The sequence below is a fragment of the Prauserella muralis genome (assembly GCF_003202285.1).
GTDB classification, from domain to species: Bacteria; Actinomycetota; Actinomycetes; order Mycobacteriales; family Pseudonocardiaceae; genus Prauserella_B; species Prauserella_B muralis.
The window spans coordinates 36130-57226 of the sequence record NZ_MASW01000014.1 but is presented as its reverse complement, the minus strand read 5'-3'; the positions used below and the strand labels follow the sequence as shown (position 1 = coordinate 57226).

The following is a 21097-nucleotide window of genomic DNA, read 5'->3' as shown; positions in this document are numbered from 1 at the left end:
AGTGTTGGCCCACACGTGCCGTGTGATCCACGGCATACTCTCACTGCGTTCGGGTCGTGCCTGCGGCGTCGAACGGGAACTGCGCAGCGCCGCGCGACAGAGAGGTTTGATCACATGGGTGTGACGTCGGTTCGCCGCCAGCATGCGGAGCGGACCCGCCGAAGCGGCTCCGGTCAAGGAGGAGCCGGGCAGCGAGCGCCTGGGGACGTCATCGACATGCCGCTCGCGGTACGTGGCGCGTCTACGGGATTCACCGTCCTGCTGCTGGGAAGTCTTGCGCATCCGCTCGTCGCCGCTTGGACTCCAGCATTGTCTCAGCTGTGGCTTCCACTCGTGGCATTGGTTGCTTTCGTGGTGGCGGCGCGCCGCGTCGGCAGGGCGCGCATTCCCATCGTGCACGGCGCGGTGGCCGCGATGAGCAGCTATTTACTGATGTTGCCGCTGGTGTTGCTCGGCCCCGCCGGCGGTGATCCGGCGCAGATCGCTCTGACGGTGGCGGCCTCGCTGATCACCGGAGCTGCCGTCGGCTTTCTGCAGGGCAGCCGAAGGTAGTCGGCTACCTCATGTGAGCCTCGCGTTCGTCGATCCTGTACGGGTTGACGGCCTGGCAAGCCCCCCGCCGCCGGGCAGCTCCGGCCATGTCTGCTGCCCAAGTCGTCAGCATCGGCACACGTCTGAATCATAGGAGCGGCTTTGACTTCCACCGACATCTCGGTGTCATCGCGGCGGCCGTCGCGCGAGCCCGAAGCCAAAACGCGCACACTTGGTGGTCTGGGTTCGTCGGTAGCGAAGCCGTTCGAGCAGGCCGGCGAGATGGTGCGGCTACTCGGTGTCGTTCTGTACTCGGCGATTCGCCACCCGATGGGCTACTGGGGCGAGGTCCGGGACCAGATGTTCCTCACGCTGAGGTTGTGCTCAATTCCGATGATCATTTCCACGATCGCATTCGGACTTGGCGCACCTGGCCTCCAAGGTGGCAACATCTTCTATCTGTTCGGCATTCCCGAGCGTCTGGGTTCGTTCTTCATCATGGCGAGCGTGCGCGAGTTCGCGCCGTGGATCAACGCGATGATCATCGCCGGAGTCATGGGCACCGCCATCACCGCCGACCTCGGTGCGCGCCGTATTCGGGAAGAGATCGACGCCATGGAAGTGCTCGGCGTCGATCCGATCCGGACGCTTGTGGTGCCTCGAGTTGTCGCGCTGACGCTCATCACGGGATTGATGGACATCGTGGCGTTGGTATTCGGCGTCGTCGGTGGATACATCGCGGCCGTCCCTATTCTCGAGGCGAATCCGAGCGCCTTCGTGGCGAGCTTTTTCGACAATGCGACAACGACCGATATCTGGGCGAGCGTGGTCAAGACGTCGCTGTTCGGCATGATCATAGGCGTCGTCTGCTGCTACAAGGGGATGAACCCGGGGAGCGGCCCCATCGGTGTCGGCAAGGCGGTGAACCAGGCGGTCGTCATCGCATTCGCGACCATCTGGATCGTCAATGCCGTGTTCACCGCGATCATCCTCGGTGTGAACCCGGACATGATTGTCTTCAAGTGATGAGGCGGTGGACCCTGTGAGTAGCGGAATGCCACGACCGACAGAGACCGGCACGCAGGCTGGCCGTTCACGAGCCCGTCCTCCGAAGCCGGCCGATGTCATCGTCTCCCCGGGCAGTATCGTCAAGTCCATCAAGGAGGCGGTGACGACCGGTGGTGACATCGCGCGGTTCTCCTGGCAGGTGGTTCGCGCGTTACCTGACTTGCGTCATTACCCGACCGAGGTGTTCCACCAATGTGGCGTGCTCATCCTGTCAAGCGGATTGATCATCTGGATGATGCAGTTCGTCATGGGATACGAGTGCGGCTTGGAGGGCAACTACACGCTGAAACAAATCGGCGCGCCGTTATACTCTGGTATTTTCAACGCCTGGTGTGGCATCCGCGAGATGGCGCCCTACATGTGGGGATACATCATCTCCGCGAAGGTCGGATGCGGCCTTGTAGCCGAAATCGGGTCCATGCGTATCTCGGACGAGATCGATGCGATGGAAGTCATGGGCGTGAAATCGCGCAGTTACCTGGTCGGAGCCAGGGTGGTCGCGGCGTGGCTCGCGCTTCCGTTTCTCTACATCGTCGGACTCGGCATCATGTACATCGGTGAGTATCTCACGACGGTGAAGATGCTGGGCGGGGTGTCCGAAGGCGGATACAGCTTCATTTTCTGGCTCTATCAAAATCCCGCCGATCTGCTGTATTCCCTTGTCAAAGTGATGGCGATGGGAACAGCCGTCGTGTTCGTGGGATGCTACTACGGCTACACGGCCAGTGGCGGGTCCGTCGGTGTGGGCCGAAGTACGGCGAAGTCCATGATGCTGAACATGGTGCTGGTGCATGTGATCGGAGTGCTGGGCACCCAACTGTTCTGGGGCCTCAGTCCCAACGCGCCGATCGCGAACTGATCTTGAGCCAGGTCCCTCTACGGCAAGGAGTTGACGATGTCCTTTGTGTCACCCTCGACGGCGACAGAGCCGACGACGCAACTTCCCCATGCGGGGAACCTGCCTGCCGGCGATCAGGTGCGTCGAGACGGCAACGGACAGCTGCGGCACTCGATGGAAGTGCGGAATGTCGTCAAGTCGTTCGGCAGCTTCCGGGTGATGAACGGAATGAGCATCGACTTCGTCGATGACGCGATCACGACCGTCCTGGGACCTTCAGGGACCGGCAAAAGCGTACTTTTGAAGCACCTCGTAGGACTGCTGGAGCCGGATGACGGAGAGATCGTCGTGTTCGGCAAGAACATCTGGCAAATCAGCGAGAAGGAACGCTACGACCTGCGCAAGAAGTTTGGCGTCCTGTTTCAGGACGGTGCACTTTTCGGATCGATGAATATTTATGACAACACCGCCTTCCCGCTGCGTAAGCACACCGATCTCGACGAGTCGGATATCGAGGAAATTGTGGTGAGTCGGCTCCAGGAGGTCGGGCTGGAGAAGGCAATGGCGAAACTACCCAGTGAGGTTTCGGGTGGGATGCGCAAGCGGGCCGGATTCGCGAGGGCGCTCGTGCTGGATCCCGAGGTCGTGCTGTTCGACGAACCGGATTCCGGTCTCGATCCGGTGCGTACCAGCCTGCTCAACGACCTCATCCTCAAAATGCACAACGAGCACAAGGGGACCTACCTTCTCGTCACGCATGACATTAGGACCGCGCGGAAGGTCAGTGACTATGTTGGCCTGATCTGGCAGGGACAGGTGGTGCATTACGGCGAGGCCGAGGAGGCATTCGCGTCCGAGGACCCGTTTGTCCGGCAGTTTCTCTCCGGAGATTCCGCTGGACCGTTGGGAATGGACTGACTCGATGCGACGCATCTTGGCTTTCGGCGTCGTCGCCGTCGTCGTTCTCGGAGTTGCTGGCTTCGTGCTGGGGAGGGACGACGGTTATCGAGTCGACGTCGTGCTCGCATCAGCCACCAACGTCGTCGAAGGCGGCTCAGTTCACGTCAAGGGTTTCGAGGCGGGCAGGGTAGAGAACATCGCGGTGCAGGACGGCAAGGCCCGGGTCACGTTGGCGATGAACAACGACCACGCTCCGCTGCACGACGGTGCGGTCGTGACCATCGAGTGGAAGGCGGCGCTGGGTGAACGTATCGTCGCCGTCGCGGACGGGCCCGCCGGGAACGCCGTCATCCCGGACGGAGGAATGATCCGAGGGGAAATGCCTACGCCGATGGAGGTCGACCAGGTCCTCGCGGCACTGGATGAGCCCACGCGAGAGCACCTGTCCTCCCTGATCCGGCGGCTTGACAAGTCCGTGGACGGCAACGAAGAGGACCTCCGTGACACGTTGCGGTCGGCGGGGCCGGCGCTGGAGGCCCTGGGTGAGGTTCTGCGGGCGGTCGGCAGTGACGGTCCGGCGATCAAGCAACTGATCACCCAACTGGATGGCATCGTGTCCACGCTCGTCAACCGCGAGCAGGCCATCCGCAATATCATCGAGCAGGTTTCGACCACGACCCGTCTCACCGCACAGCAAAAGCACGCGGTGGCGGAGGCGTTGGACAAACTTCCGGGCACGTTGGACACGGCGAAGACGACACTGGACCGGGTCCCTTCCGTCGCGGACAAGGCGGTTCCGCTGCTCGAGGATCTGAAACCCGCTACCGACAAGTTGCCGTCGGTGGCGCGGAACCTGAGGCCGGTGCTGGCTGACCTGCGCCCGCTCGTCGCGGAACTGCGGCCAACACTGGCGGTGGCGCGGGATCTGCTTCGCTACACCCCGGGGTTGCTGGACAGCGCTCATGGGGTACTGCCGGGCGCCAACTCACTAGTCGGGGACCTCACTCCCGCGTTGAGTTTTCTCCGGCCCTACACCCCGGAGATCGCCGGATGGGCCGCGAACTGGGGCTCCGCGAACGCCAACTATGACACCAACGGCCATTACGCCCGGATCTACGTTCAGGCCGGGCTCGGCAGCGTCAACGTCAATCCGGGCATCGTCCCCCCCGGCTACAAGAAGGACCTGACACCGGCGCCCGGTTCGCTGGTCGACCAGCCCTGGGTGGATGCCGCCGGAGGTGGAGTGCGATGAGCAAGCAGCCCAACCAGGTGCCTCGTCGGCTACCGCGTGGCCGGATTCTCGCCGTCGTCGCGGTGGCCGTGCTCGGGGTGACAGCGGGAACAGTCGGCATTGACCAGGAGAGCGAGCCGGGCCAGACCACGATCGTCGCGCGCTTCGCCGATGCGAGTCCTCTGCTGGTCGGCAACGAGGTGAAGGTCAGTGGCGTGAAGGTCGGCCAGGTGGCGGCGATGGATGTGCGGGGCGGCAAGGCCTCCGTGGTGCTGAGCCTGGAGAGCGAGGCCCTTCCCGTGCACACGGACGCCAGGGCCACCATCCGTCCAGTGAGCCTGCTCGGCGAGCGCTACGTCGAGCTGGATCGGGGAAGCCCCGACGCGCCGGTACTCGGCGATGGCGATGTCCTCCCGATGCGGCAAACCGGCGCGCAGGCCGACCTCGATGAGGTGCTCAACACGGTCGACGACCCCACCGGACGGTCGCTGGCCGCGCTGGTGACCATGCTCGGGGAAGGTATCCGTGGCAACGGCGGAAATGTCGACGCCACCATCCGGGCCCTCGAGTCGTCGATGAACGACACCACGGCCCTGTCCGGTGTCCTGCGGGACCAGAACCAGCTGCTCGGCAGCCTGGTGGACAAGCTGCAGCCTGTCGCGAGCGCTCTCGCCGCCGACCAGGCAGCCAACCTCGACCGGCTGGTCGCCTCGGCGCGAAAGCTCACCGCGGCCACCGCCACGAAACGGCGGGAACTGACCGAGACGTTGCGGCGTCTGCCAGAGACCCTCGCGACGGCCCGCGCGACGCTCGCCCAGCTCACCGGCACCGCCGCCGAGACCACGCCGACCCTCGCGGCGATCCGGCCCACCACCGACGACCTCGCCGCGATCAGCGCCGAAATCCAGCGCTTCGCCGACGCCGCCGATCCCGCCCTGGCGCACGCCAACCCCGTCCTCGAGCACGCTCAGCGCCTGCTGGACGAGGCCAGGCCGGTGGTGGACCAGCTTCGGCAGGCCGGTCCGGACCTGCGGTCGGCGGTGGGCGACCTGCGTCCGGTCGTCGGTGAACTGACCGCCAACCTCGGCAACGTGCTCGGCTTCATCCGTAACTGGGCACTGACCACCAACGGCCGGGATGGCATCTCACACTACTTCCGCGCGATGCTGGTCGTCAGTCCGGATCTGCTCGGCGCGGCCGTGCCCACGCCCAACGGCGCGCCACCCGCGCAGCAGCAAGGTCCGCCCTCCGAACGACCGCCGGAAACACCACCCCAGCCTGACCGTGCGCCGTTGCCCCTGCCGCAGGTACCCGGCCTTACCGGGGACGGCGGCATCCTCGGTGGGCTGCTCTCCACCGAACAGGACCCCAAGGCAGGTGTGACCGGGCTCGACCCACAGCAGGAGCAGGGACTCGTCCAGTTCCTCATCGGGGGAGGAAGTCGATGATGGCAAGCAACAGCAAGCGCCGCCGGCGTTCGGTGCTCACCGGAATCGTGGTGCTCGTGGTGTTCGTGGCCTCCGTTGGCGTCGCGATCACTGCGAACAAGGGCATACCCGGTCTGCCGCGCACCGTGGTGCGCGCCGAGTTCGTTGAGGTCGGAGGCTTGCGCAGCGGGGATGACGTGCGGATCAACGACGTGCGCGTCGGGCAGGTCGGCGAGATCACCCTGGTGGACGGCAAGCCAGTCGTCGAGCTGAGGTTCGATGGCCACCGGTCCATCTACCGCAACGCGACGGCCGTCACCGCATCGGTGGGGGCGCGCTCCGCGCTCGGCCAGAAGTACGTCGCCTTCAACCCCGGTTCACCACAAGCCGGCGCGGTCGACCCCGGGGAGGTCATCCCGGCCTCGGAAACGACCGGAGCCCAGGAACTGTCGGACCTGCTCGCCGTGCTGGACGAGCCCACCCGCAAGGCGCTGGGCTCGACGCTCCGGGAAACAGGCGGCGGTGTCGCAGGCCATACGCAGGACCTGCGAGACACGCTGGCCGCTCTGCCGACCGAGCTGCCCGACCTGGCGACCGTGTCGCGCGCGCTGACCACGGAGGGGGGTGCCGACCTTGTCCAGACACTGCAGGCCGTGGATCGCTTCAGCGGCCGCTTCCAGGGCCGGGAGCAGCAACTCAGCAACCTTGTGCGCCAGCTCGACACCACCCTACGCTCGGTCGCCGTCGACAACGCCAGGCCGGTGTCCGACGCGCTGACCAAGGCGCCGGACACGCTGACCAAGGTCCGCGGCAGCCTCGAGGCCCTGCGGCGGCCGCTGGCCGACACCGAGGCCGCCGCGGCGGCATTGCGGCCCGGAGCACAGGCGCTCGGCCAGGCAACCCCCGATGTGCGCGGCGTGCTGCGAGAAGGGATTCCGCCGTTGAACAAGGTGCCCGGTGTCGCGGGGCAGGCGATGCCCGCGGTGGACGGCCTGACCCGGACGTTCACCGATGCGCGCCCGGTGGCGCCGCGTATCCGGGAGGCGGTCGGCTCGGCGCAGCAACCCCTGGCCGTTCTGGCGCCCTACGCCCCGGAGATCTCGCTGTGGTTCACCCACGCCACCGACGCCCTGCATCAGGGTGACGCGGCTGGCCACTGGCTGCGCTTCTCACCGCCGGTCGGGACGAGCACCGCGACCGGCATCGTGCGGGGCCTGCGTGACCCGCTGACTGCGCGCAACCCGTACCCGGCACCCGGCGAGGCCGCACGAGACAAGAGCACACTGCTGGGACCGAGGTGACACAGATGGAATCGAATCCGCGGAAGAGGCTCGCACGGGCCCGGCGCTCCCCGTTCCGACTCGGCCTGGTCTTCATCGTCGTAGCGTTGGTGGTCGGCGTCGGCCTGTTCAACAAGGACCCCATTCTCACCACGTTGAAGCCGGGCACGACATTCGCGATCCACTTCGCCCGGGACTACCATCTTCGTCCCTACGTCACGGAGGTCAAGGTCGCCGGGGTCCCGGTCGGCAAGGTCACCGCCGTCGAACCGGGGTCCGACGGCTCCGCGCGAGTCGAGGTCAAGGTCGACGGCGACATTCCGGGCAAGCTCCGCTCCGCGCCGTCCGCGGTGATCCGCCCCGCCACACTCCTGGGTGGCAAGTACTACCTCGATCTCGTACCCGGAGGGCAGCCCGGGGACTTCGGCGGCACCATCCCGGTCGCGCGAACGGAGGTCCCAGTGGAGCTCGACAAGGTCACCCGGGCGTTGCCACCCGACACGCTGGAGTCCGCGACGTCGGCCGTTGATTCGCTGGATCGCACGTTGGACGAACGTGGCCGCGCCGCGCTGGACCGGCTCCTCGCCGATGCCCCAGGCACGTTGGACCCGGCGGCCACCGTACTCGACGCCGCCCGGGGCACGCGCCCGGCAACGGACCTCACTCACGTCGTGGGGGGCTTGGAGTCGACGGCGCGGACGCTGACCGAGCAGCCAGGGCAACTGGACGCCATCGTGCGTGACCTGGACACCCTGGGCACCGTGCTGGGGCGGCGCTCGGCCGACCTGGCGGACGCGCTCGCGACGTTGCCCCGGACCCTGGACTCGACGAACGCTGGGCTGCGCCGCCTGGACGGCACGCTGATCCGGCTGCGGGACACCGCTGACCCGGCGCGCCCCGTCGCGGCGGAACTCGACACCGCGCTGGCGCATGCCGATCCCGTACTGGCGAAGGCCCGCCCGTTGGTGACCGACCTGAAGAACCTGCTGGTCGATGCCAGGCCCGTCGTGGAGCGGCTGGTGCCCACCGCCCGCGACGCCACGCCCGTGCTCGACGACGTGCGTGGCCCGGTGCTGGACCGCCTCAACGGTCCGGTCAAAGCCACGGTCCTTTCGCCCTACCACGGCACCGGGCCCTACTCGGACACCGGCGGAGACAGGCCGCTGTACCAGGAGCTGGCGTACATGTTCGCCAATGTCGACCGGGCCTCCTCCATGACCGACGCCAACGGCGCCTCGATCGCGTTCCATCCTGGAGTCGCCCCAGGCACGCTCGCCGGCCTGCCGATCAGCCTGGAACAGCTGTTCCGCAACCTCACCGGCATCGGGAAGGGAGAGCCACGATGAGCGGCACACGGCACCGCCTGCGCAAGACGTGGCAGCGGGTGCGCAACGAGCCGCGCCTGGGACGCAACGTGCTCACGCTGGCCGTTCTGGTGGCCCTCGGCCTCGGCGCCGGCGGATACATCCTGAGTCAGCAGGGATCGGGGACCACGACCTGGCCGTGGCAGGATCAGTTCGTCTTCACAGCCGAGTTCGACAACGCGCCCGCCGTGAGCCCCGGCAACGGACAGGAGGTCCGCATCGCCGGTGTGCAGGTCGGGCAGATCGAGTCCGCTTCGGTCTCCGACGACGGCAAGGCGGAGCTGACACTCTCGATCGAACCCGGTCACACCGTCTACGACAACGCCCGGACGGTGCTGCGGCCCAAGAGCCCGATGAACGAGATGTACGTGGAGATCGATCCCGGTGGCCCGCCCGGCAAGCCGCTCGCCGAAGGGGACATGATCCCGGCAACGCAGTCGCAGCGGCCCATCCAAGCGGACGAGGTCCTCGCGCACCTCGACACGAATACCCGCAGCGCCCTGACCGCGCTGCTCACCGAGTCCGACACGGCACTGGCCCACGCGCCGGAGGCACTGCCGGGCGGGCTGTCCGCCACCGACCGCGTCGTGCGTGACCTCAAACCCGTCGTCGTCGAGCTGCAGACCCGCAAGGACAAGCTCGCGCAACTGGTCACCGCACTCGCTCAGGTGTCCAGCGCCGTCGGTGAGAACGACCAGCGCCTGGCCGAGCTCGCGAGGAACCTGCAGCACACGCTGGCCGCGGCCGGAGAGCAGAGTGACGCCATCGACGAGGCGCTCGCCCAGCTGCCCGACGTGACCGACGAGCTAGGCCGCGCCACCGGCAGCGTGCAGGCCCTGAGCGACCAGCTCGATCCGGTCCTGGACAGCCTGCGGCAGGCCTCCGGCACGCTCCCGGATTCCTTGCGCAGGCTGACCGCCACCGTCGATCGCGTCGGCGAGACCGTGGACGTGGCCAACCCGGTGGTGACCAAGGCCAGGCCCGTCGTCAACGACCTGCGGCCCCTGGTGACTGACGTCAACGCCCTCCTGCCCGACCTGCGGCACACCACCAGCCGGCTGGAGCCGATCACCGCCTCCCTGCTCCCCTATCTCAACGACCTGGGAGCCTTCGTGTACCAGACCAACTCGGTGACCAGCCTCCACGACGCCAATGGCGGCATCCTGCGTGGCCTGCTCCAGGTGACGCCCAGCACGTTGCCGCTCCCGGGCGCCGAGATCCTGTCCAGCCCGACACCACGCTAGGCGGTCGACCACCATGAGAATCTCGCATTCCGTGCTGCCGGCCATCCGGCTCACCGTCCTGATCGTCTTCGTCGCCGTGTGCGCCGTGATCTTCGGCTATCTCTGGGACAACTCGGGCGGGCGGCTTCCCTTCCAACGCTCGGCCTACCAGTTGTCGGCGAGCTTTCCCCGGGTGGCGAACCTGGTGCCCGGCGCGGACGTGATGGTCGCCGGCGTCCGGGTCGGCGAAGTCGCCGAGGTTCGCCCTGCCGGGGAGCGGGCACGCGTGACGATGGAACTGGACAACCAGTATCCGGTGCACGAAGGTGCCACGGTGCGGGTCCGGAACAAGACCCTGGTCGAGGAGACCTTCCTGGAGATCAGCGACGGTGACGGCGCGCCGGTGCCCAGCGGCGCCACCCTGCCGGACTCAGCCGGCCAGCCGCCGGTGCAGCTCAACGATGTTCTGGCCAGCCTCGACCAGCCCACCCGTGAGGCGCTGGCAAGCGCGGTGCGTTCCCTCGGCGGGGCGACGGAAGGCAGCCGCGAGAACATCTCCCGTGCGCTCACCGGCCTCGGCTACCTCGGCCGGGAGGGACAGGGCGCCCTGGCCGCGCTGTCCGCCCAGAGCGACGATCTGTCGAAACTCACGGGGAAGACGGCGACCCTGCTGGCCGCGCTCGACACCAGCCAAGGACAGATTGCCCGGCTGGTCGCCGACGCCGACACCCTGACTCGTACCACCGCCGACGGCGCCGGCCAGATCGAGGCGGTGCTCCGTCGACTACCACCGGTCCTGGACAGCGCGAGCGCCGCCACCGACGACCTGGACCGGCTCTCCACCAGCCTGGCACCCATCGCCCAGAACCTGCGTACGGCCGCCCCCGACCTCAGTGCCGCACTGCGGGAACTGCCGCGGACCTCCGCCGACCTGCGCGGCCTGCTGCCCTCCCTGGACGGCGTGCTGAACACCGCGCCGGACACCCTCACGAGGGTCCCCGCGGTGGCGGCCGACGCGCAGCGCCTGCTGCCGACCCTCGACGTGGCGCTCGCCGACGTCAACCCCATGCTGGCCTACTTGCGGCCCTACGGCCCCGATGTCGCCAGCATGTTCGCCAACATGGCACAGTCGATGGCACGGGGGGACACCAACGGCCGCTGGCTGCGGACGTTCCCGCCGGTCAACGAGCAGAGCGTCCGGGGCAACCCGCTCAACCTCAACCAGATCCCCCTGCTGGACAAGTACAACCCGTACCCCGCACCGGGGGAGGCGGCCAACCCGGGCCCGTTCGACGGCGAGTACCCCCGCGTGCAGCGTGATAACAAATGAGAAGGCCGCGTCCTCCACGCCTCCGGCTCCGACTGCCCATGCCTTGGGGTCGGCACTCCCATGCGCCAGCGGAGAAGCGGCGCCCCCGGTGGTCGCGGTACCGGACCAAACGCGGCGCCGTGACCATCCTGGGCGCCCTGCTCGTGGTCGCCTTCCTGATCGGCGGGCTGGCACAGGTGCGCCTGGAGACCAGTGTCGAGTCCTTCCTGCCACACGACGACCCCGCGCTGCAGGAGCTGCAGGCGGCGGCGTCCGACTTCGGCGGGGACCCCGTCGTGGTCCTGCTCGAGTCACGCCAGCCGGGTGAGCTGCTCGACCAGCAACATTTGCTGCCGCTGCTGCAGCTGGAGGGCCAGCTGTCACGCCTACCCGACGTCGCCGCCACCTACGGCCCCGCGACCACGCTCAACCAGATCGCCGGCCGGGTGCAGGACCTGCTCGCCGAGCTCGCGGGACGACGCGACGCCCTCCGCGCCCGAGGCGGAGACGCGACGGCGGCCGAGTTCGACGCCCGGTACGGGGCACTCCTGGTGCAAGGGCTTCCGGCTGGGCTGCCCACGTTGCGCAACCCCGGCTTCGTTGAGACGGTCCTCCACACACCGGACGGGCAACCCAAACCACAGTGGCGGTTCATGGTCCCGTCCGACCGGGCCGTCGCCGTGCTGATCCGGCCACGCGAGGGGCTGGACCAGGACGGCACCGACCGGCTCGTGCAGAGCGTCCGGAATGCCGTCTCGGCGGCCCGCGACACCGTGGGTGCCGAGCGTGCCATCGTTTCCGGCGTTCCCACGGTGACCTCGGATCTGGCCAGTCAGGTGCGCTGGGAAATCCCTGTGATCGGGGGGATCGCGGTGGTGGCGGTCGCCGCGTGCTTTCTGCTCATCCCCTGGACCCGGGGTGTGCGACGACGGCTCCTGCCCGTGGTGACGACCACCGTGGCGGTGGCGCTCACGGTCGCCACGTTCGGGTGGCTAGACCGGCCCCTGTCCCTGGGCGTGGTCGCCTTCCTTCCCGTGCTCTTGGGCATCGGCAGCTACTATCCAACCTACTTCGCGCAGCACGCCCGGCGTCGCGTCGTGCTGGTGGTCGCCAGCGCGACCGCGGCGGCATTCGCCACCCTGGCGCTGTCCCCGTTACCCCTCGTCCGGGACCTCGGCCTGACGCTGGCCTTCGGCGTTCTGCTCGCCGCCGCGCTGGGTATGGTGCTGGTGCGCGCGGTGTCACGGGCTGACGCTGAGCCTCGCGGCGACCGTCGGCCCGCTACCCGCACCGCTGCGTCCTGGCCGATCCGGGCTGCTGCCGCGCTGCTCGCCGTCGCGGTCGCGGCGACGGGCTGGGTCATGCTGCCGCAGTTGAGACTCGACAGCGACTTCCGCAACTTCGCCGCAGGGCTGGAAACCCTCGAGGACGCGCGTAAGGTGGAATCGGTCATCGGCTCCTCCGGTGAGGTGGCGGTGGTGTTGCGCGGCCCCGACGTGCTCGCACCCCAGGCCGTCAGCTGGTCCCACAGCGCTCAGAGCATGATCGTCGAACGGCACGGAGACCAGCTCCGGCCGGTCATCTCGCCCGCCACCCTGCTTCCCTTCCTCGGGTCGTCGCCGTCCGCCGCGCAGATCGAGGCCGCGACCCGGCTGCTGCCGCCGTACCTCACCGGCTCGGTGTTCCGCGACGACCGGCGGGCAGCTGTGCTCAGCTTCGGTGTGCGCATGGACGACCTCGACCAGCTGCGGACGCTGCGCGACGACGTCGCCAGGAACCTGCCACCGCCCCCGACGGGGTACCGGGTGGAGTTGACCGGCTTGCCGATGGCTGCGGTCCGCGGGCATGAACTTGTCTCCTCCGACCGTGTCATCACCAATGTGGCGGGGATCCTCGCCGCTGGGGGCGTGCTCCTGATCGGCCTGCGCCGCAGGAGCGACGCCGCGCGCGCCGTCGCCGCCGCCACCCTCGCAACCGGGGTCGGCCTCGCCGCCCTGTGGGTGGCACGGGTTCCGCTGACCCCGATCACCGCCGCGCTGGGTTCCCTGACAGCGGCCGTCGGGTGCGAGTTCACCGTGCTGCTCGCCGAAGCGGTGCGACGGGGCAACGCCGCGCTGCGCACCTCCGTGTTGCTGGCCACGGCGACATCGGCCGTCGGGTACGCGGTGCTCGCCGTGTCCCAGCTCGAGGCGGTCCGGGAGTTCGGTCTGCTGCTCGCCGCATCGGTGCTGCTCGCCCTCGGAGCCGCGGCGTGCGTCGTCTGGCTTACCGTGAAGCCCCTCCGGCGGAGCGATCGTCGCCCAGCGACCGCGACCACTCCGCCCGTATCCGTCACCACGCCAGGAGGTGGATCATGAAGCAGCGGCAGACATCCGACGTGACGGATGCCAAGGAACAGGATGCTGATACGCGTGAGAACGACGCAGAGCGTTCGGGCACGGACCGGGACACCCACGTCGCCGAGGATTGCTCGCCGGACCAGCGGCGAGAGCAAGGAACCCAGGGCACGGGTGGCCAAGACCGCGACATCGCCAACAACGACGACAGCGGTGCGGACGGCGTAGATGCCGAGCGGAACGCCGACGGTGAGCCGGGCGGCCTGCGCGGCCTCCTCAGGCGAATCAGGCTCCCGCGGACCCGGAAGGCGCGGACAGTCGCGGCCGTGACGCTGCTGCTCGCGGGCGGTGGCGCGGGCGGCTACCTCTGGTGGGTTGGTGAGCAACTGCCGGACGATGCCGCCTTCCGGATCGACGATCGTGTCGTCACCGTTGACGACCTAGGCGAAGTCACCGACACATGGCGTGCACTCTACGGTATCGAGCCACCGCAGGAGCCCGGCAGGCTGGACCGTTTCCGGCGCGACGCCGCCAAGGCCTATGCGGTGAGCCTGCTCCTCGACAGGGCGGCGCGGGACCACGGCATCGTGGTGGCGGACAAGGCGGCCCGGGACACGTTGAGCCGGTTCGTCACCCAGCAGTTCGGCGAAGGCACCCAAGGTCGCGACCAGTTCGTCCAGGCGCTGGGCAACGCGGGCACGTCGGAACGAGCCGTCCTGGACGAGGTGAAGAAGCAGTTGGCCATGGACCAGCTGTTCAACACGGTCACCAAGGACACACCGGAGGTCGGCGACCAGGAAATCCGTGAGGCATTCAGCAAACGAAAAGATCAGCTGGGGACTCCTGAGCGCCGGGAACTGGCCAACATCGTCGTTCGGACCAAAGACGAGGCAGACCGGATCGTTGCCGAACTCCGCAGCGGGGCATCGTTCGACACGCTTGCCCGACAGCGTAGTCTTGACAGCGCGACCCGAAGCGACGGTGGAAACCTTGGCACCGTGACCCGGGACCAGCTTCAGCCCGGCTACGCCAAGGCAGCCTTCGCCGCTGGGCGGGGTGAGCACTTCGGCCCTGTGCAGAACAAGTTCGGCTGGAACGTCGGTATGGTCACCGGAATCACCCCGGCCGAGCCCGCGAGGTTCGACCAGGTGCGCGACCCGCTGAAGCAGCAACTCGAACTGGAACGAAAGCTCCAAACCTGGCGCGACTGGCTGGCCGAGCGAATCCGCGACGCGGACATCCAGTACGCCGATGCCTACCTGCCCGCATCCCCGGACGCTCCGCCGAGCGTGCAGCCGGGTGAGCTCGGGGTTCCCCAAGGGCAGGAGCCAGCCGAACCCGGTCAGCCGCCCCGGCAAGGGGGTCCCCGGTGAGCACGGCGGGTCCCCTGCTCGTGCTGGCGGTACTACTCGTGTTGCTCGGCCGGTGGGGCTTGCGGAATGCCGACACGGCGGTACCTGCGGCGCTCGGTGCCCGGGAACGCGCCCGCCGCGCGCGGGTGCTGCGCCGGGGTGCGGTCGCCGCACAGGTGGTGGCGGCTGCCTTCGTCGTCGTGTCCGTTCTGGCCTTGTGGGGACCTTGATGCCGGCATGTCTCAGACGCCCGTATCCTTGGGCCGGTCGATCAGCCCATAGTATCCAGCCAGTCCCGCGGCTTCCGCGCGGCTCCCGACGTCGAGCTTGTGTAACAGGGCCGCGATCATGCGTTTGGCCGTACGCTCGGAGACCAGCATCCGTTCGGCGATTTCGATGGTCTCGGCGCCCCGCGCGAGCAAGCCCCACAGGCGCATCTCCTCGGTATCCAATCTCTGGAGAATCGTTTCCGGCGGGCGGCGGATGCCATCCAGCAGCGCGGTGAACAGATCTGGTTCGACGACTCGGAAACCGGCCGCGACGCTTAGTAATGGGGCGACGAGCGTGTCGGGGTCCGCGGACTTCGACAGGTAACCGTCGGCGCCCGCCAACAATGCCTCCTCCGCCAAACCCCGATCGGTGGTGCCCGACAGCGCCAAGATCCTGGTGTCCGGATGGCGCGACTTGATGTGCCGGACTGCCGCCACGCCGCCGATCGGCGGCATGGCGAGATCGACGATCGCCAGACCGGCGCCAGTCGAACCGACCAGCGCGGCCGCTTCCTCCGGCCGGCTGGTCGACCCTGCGACCGAGATACGATCGCCGACCCGGCTCTCCAGCAACAGAGCCAAGCCCTGTGTGAACAGATCGTGGTCGTCGACGATGACCACCACCAGCTTATCACCATCCATGGCCTAACCTTAATACGACTGTAACCAGTGGGGTTCAGATGCCAGACGACCACGTGGGCGCGACGCAGGTGCCCGCTACCGCGATGAGCTGGTGGCGAGCGCCTCGGTCACGCCGGTACCTGGCGGGGCAGCCGGATCCTGGCGACACGCTGCGTCCGGTCGGTTTGATCACCGTCTGGGTCCGGGTCGGCGTCGTGCTCTCAGCGGCGGTGCTCCTGCTGGTGGGGTCCAGCCCGTTCGTCCAGCACACGGCGGCGGCATGGTATCTCGTCGGCATCGCGACGGTCTACTCGACCGTCATGTTGGGACATCCCACCTGGGAGGTCGAGGGTCGAGTGCCGGCTGCGATCATCACCGTCCTGGACGCGGGGCTGGCGTCGGGGATCGTGGCGTCATCCGGCGGCGCGCAAAGCCCAGCGGTGTCTATCCTGTTTCTGGTCATCGTCGCCGCGGCTGCCCGACTGTCCTTTATCAGCACGCTGGGAGTGGCCCTGCTGCTCGGCGGCTGCTTCGTCACAATCGCGCTGACGGTGAACCCCACGAGCGGCCCAACCCACGATCGCCTCCTAGCCGGGGTGTGGTGGGCGCTGTACCTGCTCTTCACCGGTGCGCTCGCCTCGGGGCTCGTCTTGCTGAACGAGCACGCCGAACGCGCCCGCGGCCTAGCTCAGGCGGAGACCGCCGCCGCGCGCATCGTGGCCGACGAAGAGCGCGATCTCCGGACTCGCCTGACGGCCTCCTACGACGCGCAGCAGACTGGGCTGCGCGTGATCCTCCACGAGTTCCGCACACCTGTAACATCCTTGGATGCGCTGGTCCGTGATCTGTCGCGGGAGACCGGTGGCACGGCGCAGTCCGCCGACCCCCGCCTCGCTTTGTTGACCGCGCACGTCGAGCACCTGTCGGCCATGCTCAACGCGCTGGCCGACGTCGCAGCCAGCCGGCGACCAGCCTTCAGCACAGGGCACCTTCGGGTGGTGAACGTGCACGAATTCATACTCATGGCTGCTGACGCAGCTGGCCTGCCGCGTGAACGACTTCGATTGATCGTCTCGCCATCGAACGCCCACGCCCAACTTGATGCCCAGCTCGTCCGCAGGGTCGTCACAAACCTGCTGGAGAACGCATCCCGCCACGGCCGTGACCAGCCGGTCAGTGTCATCGCGAACCTTGACCAAGGCTCGCTGTCACTGGAGATCGCCGACCGAGGGCCGGGAATGCCCCTTGACCGCGCCGTCGAGCTCACCGCCAAGTTCGCGCAGGCCGGGCAGGAACGAGGCACCGCAGGTCTCGGCCTGTGGATCGTCGACCAGATCATCCAGGCGCTGAACGGCACGATCGACTTTCAGGAGGCCGCCGGAGGCGGGTTGGCCGTGCGCGTGACATTGCCCGTGCGGACGCTGGCTGGTCGCCCACCCACCCAGTCGCCTCACCCATAGGTCCGCACCACGAGCGCCAGGGGGTGGCGATGGTGCGCCCAGACCAACTGGGCCTCGACCGATCTTGCGCGGCCCACACTGTCCGTGGCCTTCATGGGCCACTCGCGGCACGGATGGCCCGTATTGCCGGGTGCGCATTCCCCATACGCTGGGGGAAGAAGCCCTTCAGAGTCGAAGGAGACGATGTCGATGAAGACCAAGGCCGCCGTCTTGTGGGGCCTCAACGAGAAGTGGCAGGTCGAAGAGATCGACCTCGACCCGCCGAACGAGGGTGAGGTCCAGGTCAAACTGGCCGCCAGCGGATTGTGTCATTCCGACGAGCACCTCGTCACCGGCGACATCCCGATCCCGTTCCCGGTCGTGGGTGGACATGAAGGCGCCGGCATCGTTGAGGCGGTGGGCGCGAACGTGACCGAGGTGGCCGAAGGCGATCCTGTTGTCTTGAGCTTTCTCCCGGCATGCGGCAAGTGCTCCTACTGCGCCCGTGGCATGACGAACCTCTGCGATCTGGGTGGCGCGGTGATCCTCGGGCCGCAGCTGGACGGCACCTACCGGTTCCATACTCGCGGCGAGGACGCGGGCCAGATGTGCCTGCTGGGTACCTTTTCCGAGCGCACGGTGGTGCCCGCCGCCTCGGTGGTGAAGATCGACGAAGGGTTTCCGCTGGAGAAGGCCGCCCTTGTCGGGTGTGGGGTCACGACCGGATTCGGTAGCGCCACCCGGGCCGGCGAAGTGCGTGCCGGCGACGTGGTCGTCGTGGTCGGGGCCGGTGGCATCGGTGTCAATGCCATCCAAGGAGCACGGGCCGCCGGCGCGCGTGCCATCGTCGCCGTTGATCCGGTCGAGTACAAACGTGCCAAGGCGGGCGAGTTCGGGGCCACGCACACGGCCGAGTCGATGGACGAAGCGTGGAACGTGGTCAGCGAGTTGACCCGCGGGCAGCTCGCTGACGTATGCGTGCTCACCACCGACGTCGCCGAGGGCTCCTACATCGAGCCCGCTTTGAGTCTGGTGGGCAAGCGTGGGCGTGTGATCGTCACCGCGATCGGCCATCCGGACGAGCACACGATGAGCGGCAACCTCTTCGAACTCACGCTCTACGAGAAGCAGATCCGGGGCGCGCTGTTCGGATCCTCGAATCCGCAGCATGACATTCCGCGACTGCTTGAGTTGTACAACCTCGGCCAACTCAAGCTCGACGAACTGGTGACCGCTGAGTATCAGCTGGAGGACATCAACCAGGGATACCAGGACATGCGTGACGGAAAGAACATCCGCGGAATGATCCGCTTCTGAAACTCCTAAGTCGACAGAAACAGTTATCGTCGCCAAGTTATTCCCGCCCTATCCGGCGTGTATTCGAATCGAGGATGTGACATGGCAATCGACCGCGTCATCCAGCACGGTAAGCGGAATGGGTATGGCAGCCTCTGTGAGGGCGGCCTACGCATGGAATCCTTCCCTATGCGGCTGTTCCGGAAGGGAAACAAGAAATTCTGGGACCCGGAAACGATCGACTTTTCGCAGGACGCCGCGGACTTCGCCGCGATGTCGCCGGACGAGAAGAAGTTGACCTGCATCCTTGCCTCACAGTTCATGGCCGGGGAGGAGTCGGTCGCTCAGGACCTCCAGCCGTTCATGGCGGCCATGGCGGCAGAGGGACGGCTGGCCGACGAGGCCTACCTCACCCAGTTCACCTTCGAAGAGGCCAAGCACATGCAGTCTTTCCGACTGTGGTTCGACGCCGTCGGGCTCGGCACGGACCTGCATGAGTACGTGGAGTACAGCCAGCCATACCAGACAATCTTCGCCGAGGAACTGCCCAAGTCCCTGTACGCCTTGGAGAAGGACCCGTCGCCCGCGGCGCAGGTGCGTGCCTCGATTACCTACAACCACGTCGTCGAGGGTTGTCTCGCCCTCACCGGCTACTTCGGATGGGCGAAGGTATGCGCGAGCAGGAACATCCTGCCGGGCATGCAGCAGCTCATCAAGTACATCGGCGACGACGAGCGCAGGCACATGGCGTGGGGTACCTTCACGTGCCGCCGTCACGTCGCCGCGGACGAGCGGACCTGGGAGGTCGTTGAGGAGCGGATGCAGGAACTAATCGAGCCAGCGATGAGTTTGATCGTGAAGCTGTTCGACCAGTTCGAAGCTGCGCGGGCCCCGTTCGGTATCGATCTCGACGAGATGACCGACTATGGCATGGACAAGATCAACCGTCGGCTGGAGTCGATCGAGGGGGCACGGGGCCGCCCCGTCGAGGAGATCGACGAGGACTACTCGCCTATGCAGCTTGAGGACACCTTCGCCGAGGAGGACGAGAAGGCCGTGGCGAAGTCGCTTGCGGCCGTGTCCTGAGCCGACGCGCTCCGAGCACTGTTCCGTGGAACTGTTCGTCCGGGGGCGGAGACCCGACCCGGGCGAACAGTTCGCGTCGGCAAGGTCACCAGAATCGAGGCAGCAAGAGATGGGCACAACAACCGCGCCAGCTGGCGAGGTCACCGTTGACGTGTTGTTCGTCGGCGCCGGGCCCGTGGGCTTGTTCGGTGCCTACTACGCGGGTTTTCGTGGGCTTACCACGGCGTTGGTGGATCCGCTACCGGAGGCCGGTGGTCAGGTACAGGCGATCTACCCCGAGAAGAACATCTACGACATCGCAGGCCTGCCCGCTGTTCAGGGGCAGCAGCTGATCCGCAACCTCCTCGAGCAGGCGAAACCGTTCGGCCCCCGATTCCTGTTGTCTCAGCAGGCGAGCGACATCCGGGAAGTTGCCGATGGCTGGCGGGTGACGACCTCCTCGGGTGTCGTCGTCAACACGAGAGCCGTGATCGTCACCTCCGGAGTGGGTTCGGTGACCCCGCGTCCGCTACCAGCAGGTGAGGAGCTTCTCGGGCGCGGGCTCTGCTACTTCGTCCCGCAGCTGGAGGTGTTCGACGGCAAGGATGTCGTCGTGGTGGGCGGTGGCGACTCGGCGCTGGACTGGGCACTGGCCGCGGTTCCGCGTGCCCGGTCGGTCACCCTCGTGCACCGTCGCAAGCAGTTCCGGGCGCACGAACATTCGGTCGCGCAGGTGAAGGACAGTCCGTGCCACCTGGTGCTCGACGCCACCGTTACCGCGGTTCGTGGTAACGACAGCGTGGAGAGCGTGGACGTCACTGTGCGCGGGGAGGACGGCGCGCGGGAGCTGAAGGCTCAGGTCGTGGTCGCCGCACTGGGTTTTCTGATGGACCTCGGCCCGATCGCCGGGTGGGGCCTTGAGATGGAGGGGCGGGCCATCCGCGTCGACACCCGGATGCGTACGAATCTGCCGCGCGTCTATGCCGCTGGGGACGCGGCGACCTTTCCGGGCAAGGTGAAATTGATCGCCGTCGGTTTCGGCGAGGTGGCGCTCGCCGTGAACAACGCTGCCGTCGAGTTGAATCCGGACGCGACTCTTGCTCCCGGGCATTCGAGTGATCTCGTGCCCGCGTCGGAACCGTTGGCGCCCGAGGGAAATTCTGCACAGCCGCGAAGCAAGGAGGTCGCAGGATGGCGTTCGTGATCGGCGAGCCGTGTGTCGACGTCAAGGACATGACGTGCATCGAGGAATGCCCGGTCGATTGCATCTACGAGGGCGAACGGATGCTGTACATCCACCCGACGGAATGCATCGACTGCGCGGCCTGCGAGCCGGTATGCCCAGTAGAGGCCATCCGTCCCGCACAACACGTTGACGAGGAATGGAAACCATTCCAGGAGTCGGCGCAGCAGGCGTTTACGGGGATCGGGTCACCGGGAGGATCGACCAAAGTGGATACCCCGATACCCGACACCGAGTTCGTGAAAACGCTCCCTCCCAAGGAGGACTAGTCAAGGTCGAAGGTGCGTCGCGATCGCGATGCCGCA

19 protein-coding genes are annotated in these 21097 nt (G+C 67.2%); 18 read left to right on the top strand and 1 reads right to left on the bottom strand.

From position 1 onward, the window contains the following. The first annotated feature begins 216 nt into the window (after nt 1–216). The 13 genes from BAY60_RS35685 (at nt 217) to BAY60_RS35625 (ending at nt 15089) form a co-directional block, all read left to right on the top strand. A complete protein-coding gene (locus tag BAY60_RS35685) occupies nt 217–552 on the top strand; it encodes a hypothetical protein (protein WP_233520111.1) in 336 nt (111 codons plus the stop codon). A gap of 141 nt (nt 553–693) precedes the next feature. Then, on the top strand, nt 694–1557 hold the full coding sequence (locus tag BAY60_RS35680; RefSeq protein ID WP_009156926.1) for an MlaE family ABC transporter permease: 864 nt from the start codon (nt 694–696) through the stop codon (nt 1555–1557). 16 nt (nt 1558–1573) lie between these two features. Beyond that, on the top strand, nt 1574–2458 hold the full coding sequence (locus tag BAY60_RS35675) for an ABC transporter permease (protein ID WP_232285490.1): 885 nt from the start codon (nt 1574–1576) through the stop codon (nt 2456–2458). A gap of 36 nt (nt 2459–2494) precedes the next feature. Further along, nucleotides 2495–3355, top strand: coding sequence for an ABC transporter ATP-binding protein (locus BAY60_RS35670; protein ID WP_009156924.1), 861 nt, complete (start codon nt 2495–2497; stop codon nt 3353–3355). 4 nt (nt 3356–3359) lie between these two features. Continuing rightward, nucleotides 3360–4589, top strand: a complete 1230-nt coding sequence (locus BAY60_RS35665) for an MlaD family protein (protein WP_110341470.1) — start codon at nt 3360–3362, stop codon at nt 4587–4589. After that, the gene (locus BAY60_RS35660) at nt 4586–6016 is read left to right on the top strand and encodes an MlaD family protein (RefSeq protein WP_112285700.1); all 1431 of its coding nucleotides are present in this window, start codon (nt 4586–4588) and stop codon (nt 6014–6016) included. The genes BAY60_RS35665 and BAY60_RS35660 overlap by 4 nt, the downstream gene beginning before the upstream one ends. Next, the gene (locus BAY60_RS35655; protein ID WP_110341466.1) at nt 6016–7296 is read left to right on the top strand and encodes an MlaD family protein; all 1281 of its coding nucleotides are present in this window, start codon (nt 6016–6018) and stop codon (nt 7294–7296) included. The genes BAY60_RS35660 and BAY60_RS35655 overlap by 1 nt, the downstream gene beginning before the upstream one ends. Nucleotides 7297–7301: 5 nt before the next feature. Continuing rightward, nucleotides 7302–8621 (top strand): MlaD family protein, encoded by a 1320-nt coding sequence (locus BAY60_RS35650; RefSeq protein ID WP_009156920.1) that lies wholly within the window; start codon nt 7302–7304, stop codon nt 8619–8621. After that, complete coding sequence (locus tag BAY60_RS35645; protein ID WP_110341464.1) at nt 8618–9883, top strand: MlaD family protein; 1266 nt, start codon at nt 8618–8620, stop codon at nt 9881–9883. Before BAY60_RS35650 ends, BAY60_RS35645 begins: the two co-directional genes overlap by 4 nt. Nucleotides 9884–9896: 13 nt before the next feature. Beyond that, a complete protein-coding gene (locus BAY60_RS35640; RefSeq protein WP_009156918.1) occupies nt 9897–11192 on the top strand; it encodes an MlaD family protein in 1296 nt (431 codons plus the stop codon). Nucleotides 11193–11311: 119 nt separating this feature from the next. Then, a complete protein-coding gene (locus BAY60_RS35635) occupies nt 11312–13528 on the top strand; it encodes an MMPL family transporter (protein ID WP_233520112.1) in 2217 nt (738 codons plus the stop codon). Beyond that, nucleotides 13525–14880, top strand: a complete 1356-nt coding sequence (locus tag BAY60_RS35630) for a peptidylprolyl isomerase (RefSeq protein WP_110341460.1) — start codon at nt 13525–13527, stop codon at nt 14878–14880. Before BAY60_RS35635 ends, BAY60_RS35630 begins: the two co-directional genes overlap by 4 nt. Beyond that, on the top strand, nt 14877–15089 hold the full coding sequence (locus BAY60_RS35625) for a hypothetical protein (protein ID WP_112285699.1): 213 nt from the start codon (nt 14877–14879) through the stop codon (nt 15087–15089). The genes BAY60_RS35630 and BAY60_RS35625 overlap by 4 nt, the downstream gene beginning before the upstream one ends. Nucleotides 15090–15101: 12 nt before the next feature. Here BAY60_RS35625 and BAY60_RS35620 read toward each other — a convergent pair whose 3' ends face one another. Beyond that, on the bottom strand, nt 15102–15770 hold the full coding sequence (locus BAY60_RS35620) for a response regulator transcription factor (protein ID WP_110341457.1): 669 nt from the start codon (nt 15768–15770) through the stop codon (nt 15102–15104). 38 nt (nt 15771–15808) lie between these two features. On the opposite strand from BAY60_RS35620, the gene BAY60_RS35615 reads away from it, so the two are divergent. The 5 genes from BAY60_RS35615 to fdxA all read left to right on the top strand — a co-directional run bounded on the left by BAY60_RS35615 (nt 15809) and on the right by fdxA (nt 21061). Then, nucleotides 15809–17209 carry a sensor histidine kinase gene (locus BAY60_RS35615; protein ID WP_199542760.1) on the top strand — a complete coding sequence of 467 codons (1401 nt, stop codon included), beginning with the start codon at nt 15809–15811 and terminating at the stop codon, nt 17207–17209. A 189-nt stretch (nt 17210–17398) separates the two neighbouring features. Continuing rightward, complete coding sequence (locus BAY60_RS35610; protein ID WP_009156912.1) at nt 17399–18505, top strand: NDMA-dependent alcohol dehydrogenase; 1107 nt, start codon at nt 17399–17401, stop codon at nt 18503–18505. Between the two features lie 81 nt (nt 18506–18586). Further along, nucleotides 18587–19570, top strand: a complete 984-nt coding sequence (locus BAY60_RS35605) for a R2-like ligand-binding oxidase (RefSeq protein ID WP_110341455.1) — start codon at nt 18587–18589, stop codon at nt 19568–19570. 109 nt (nt 19571–19679) lie between these two features. Next, the gene (locus BAY60_RS35600; protein ID WP_110341453.1) at nt 19680–20753 is read left to right on the top strand and encodes an NAD(P)/FAD-dependent oxidoreductase; all 1074 of its coding nucleotides are present in this window, start codon (nt 19680–19682) and stop codon (nt 20751–20753) included. Further along, a complete protein-coding gene (fdxA, locus tag BAY60_RS35595; protein ID WP_110341451.1) occupies nt 20741–21061 on the top strand; it encodes a ferredoxin in 321 nt (106 codons plus the stop codon). Before BAY60_RS35600 ends, fdxA begins: the two co-directional genes overlap by 13 nt. Nucleotides 21062–21097: the final 36 nt, after the last annotated feature.

Coding starts and splice junctions, on each gene's coding strand:
- fdxA (WP_110341451.1), top strand. CDS start 20,741: ATGGCGTTCGTGATCGGCGAGCCGTGTGTCGACGTCAAGGACATGACG.
- BAY60_RS35640 (WP_009156918.1), top strand. CDS start 9,897: ATGAGAATCTCGCATTCCGTGCTGCCGGCCATCCGGCTCACCGTCCTG.
- BAY60_RS35645 (WP_110341464.1), top strand. CDS start 8,618: ATGAGCGGCACACGGCACCGCCTGCGCAAGACGTGGCAGCGGGTGCGC.
- BAY60_RS35620 (WP_110341457.1), bottom strand. CDS start 15,770: ATGGATGGTGATAAGCTGGTGGTGGTCATCGTCGACGACCACGATCTG.
- BAY60_RS35630 (WP_110341460.1), top strand. CDS start 13,525: ATGAAGCAGCGGCAGACATCCGACGTGACGGATGCCAAGGAACAGGAT.
- BAY60_RS35650 (WP_009156920.1), top strand. CDS start 7,302: ATGGAATCGAATCCGCGGAAGAGGCTCGCACGGGCCCGGCGCTCCCCG.
- BAY60_RS35655 (WP_110341466.1), top strand. CDS start 6,016: ATGGCAAGCAACAGCAAGCGCCGCCGGCGTTCGGTGCTCACCGGAATC.
- BAY60_RS35660 (WP_112285700.1), top strand. CDS start 4,586: ATGAGCAAGCAGCCCAACCAGGTGCCTCGTCGGCTACCGCGTGGCCGG.
- BAY60_RS35670 (WP_009156924.1), top strand. CDS start 2,495: ATGTCCTTTGTGTCACCCTCGACGGCGACAGAGCCGACGACGCAACTT.
- BAY60_RS35685 (WP_233520111.1), top strand. CDS start 217: ATGCCGCTCGCGGTACGTGGCGCGTCTACGGGATTCACCGTCCTGCTG.
- BAY60_RS35615 (WP_199542760.1), top strand. CDS start 15,809: ATGCCAGACGACCACGTGGGCGCGACGCAGGTGCCCGCTACCGCGATG.
- BAY60_RS35605 (WP_110341455.1), top strand. CDS start 18,587: ATGGCAATCGACCGCGTCATCCAGCACGGTAAGCGGAATGGGTATGGC.
- BAY60_RS35610 (WP_009156912.1), top strand. CDS start 17,399: ATGAAGACCAAGGCCGCCGTCTTGTGGGGCCTCAACGAGAAGTGGCAG.
- BAY60_RS35600 (WP_110341453.1), top strand. CDS start 19,680: ATGGGCACAACAACCGCGCCAGCTGGCGAGGTCACCGTTGACGTGTTG.
- BAY60_RS35665 (WP_110341470.1), top strand. CDS start 3,360: ATGCGACGCATCTTGGCTTTCGGCGTCGTCGCCGTCGTCGTTCTCGGA.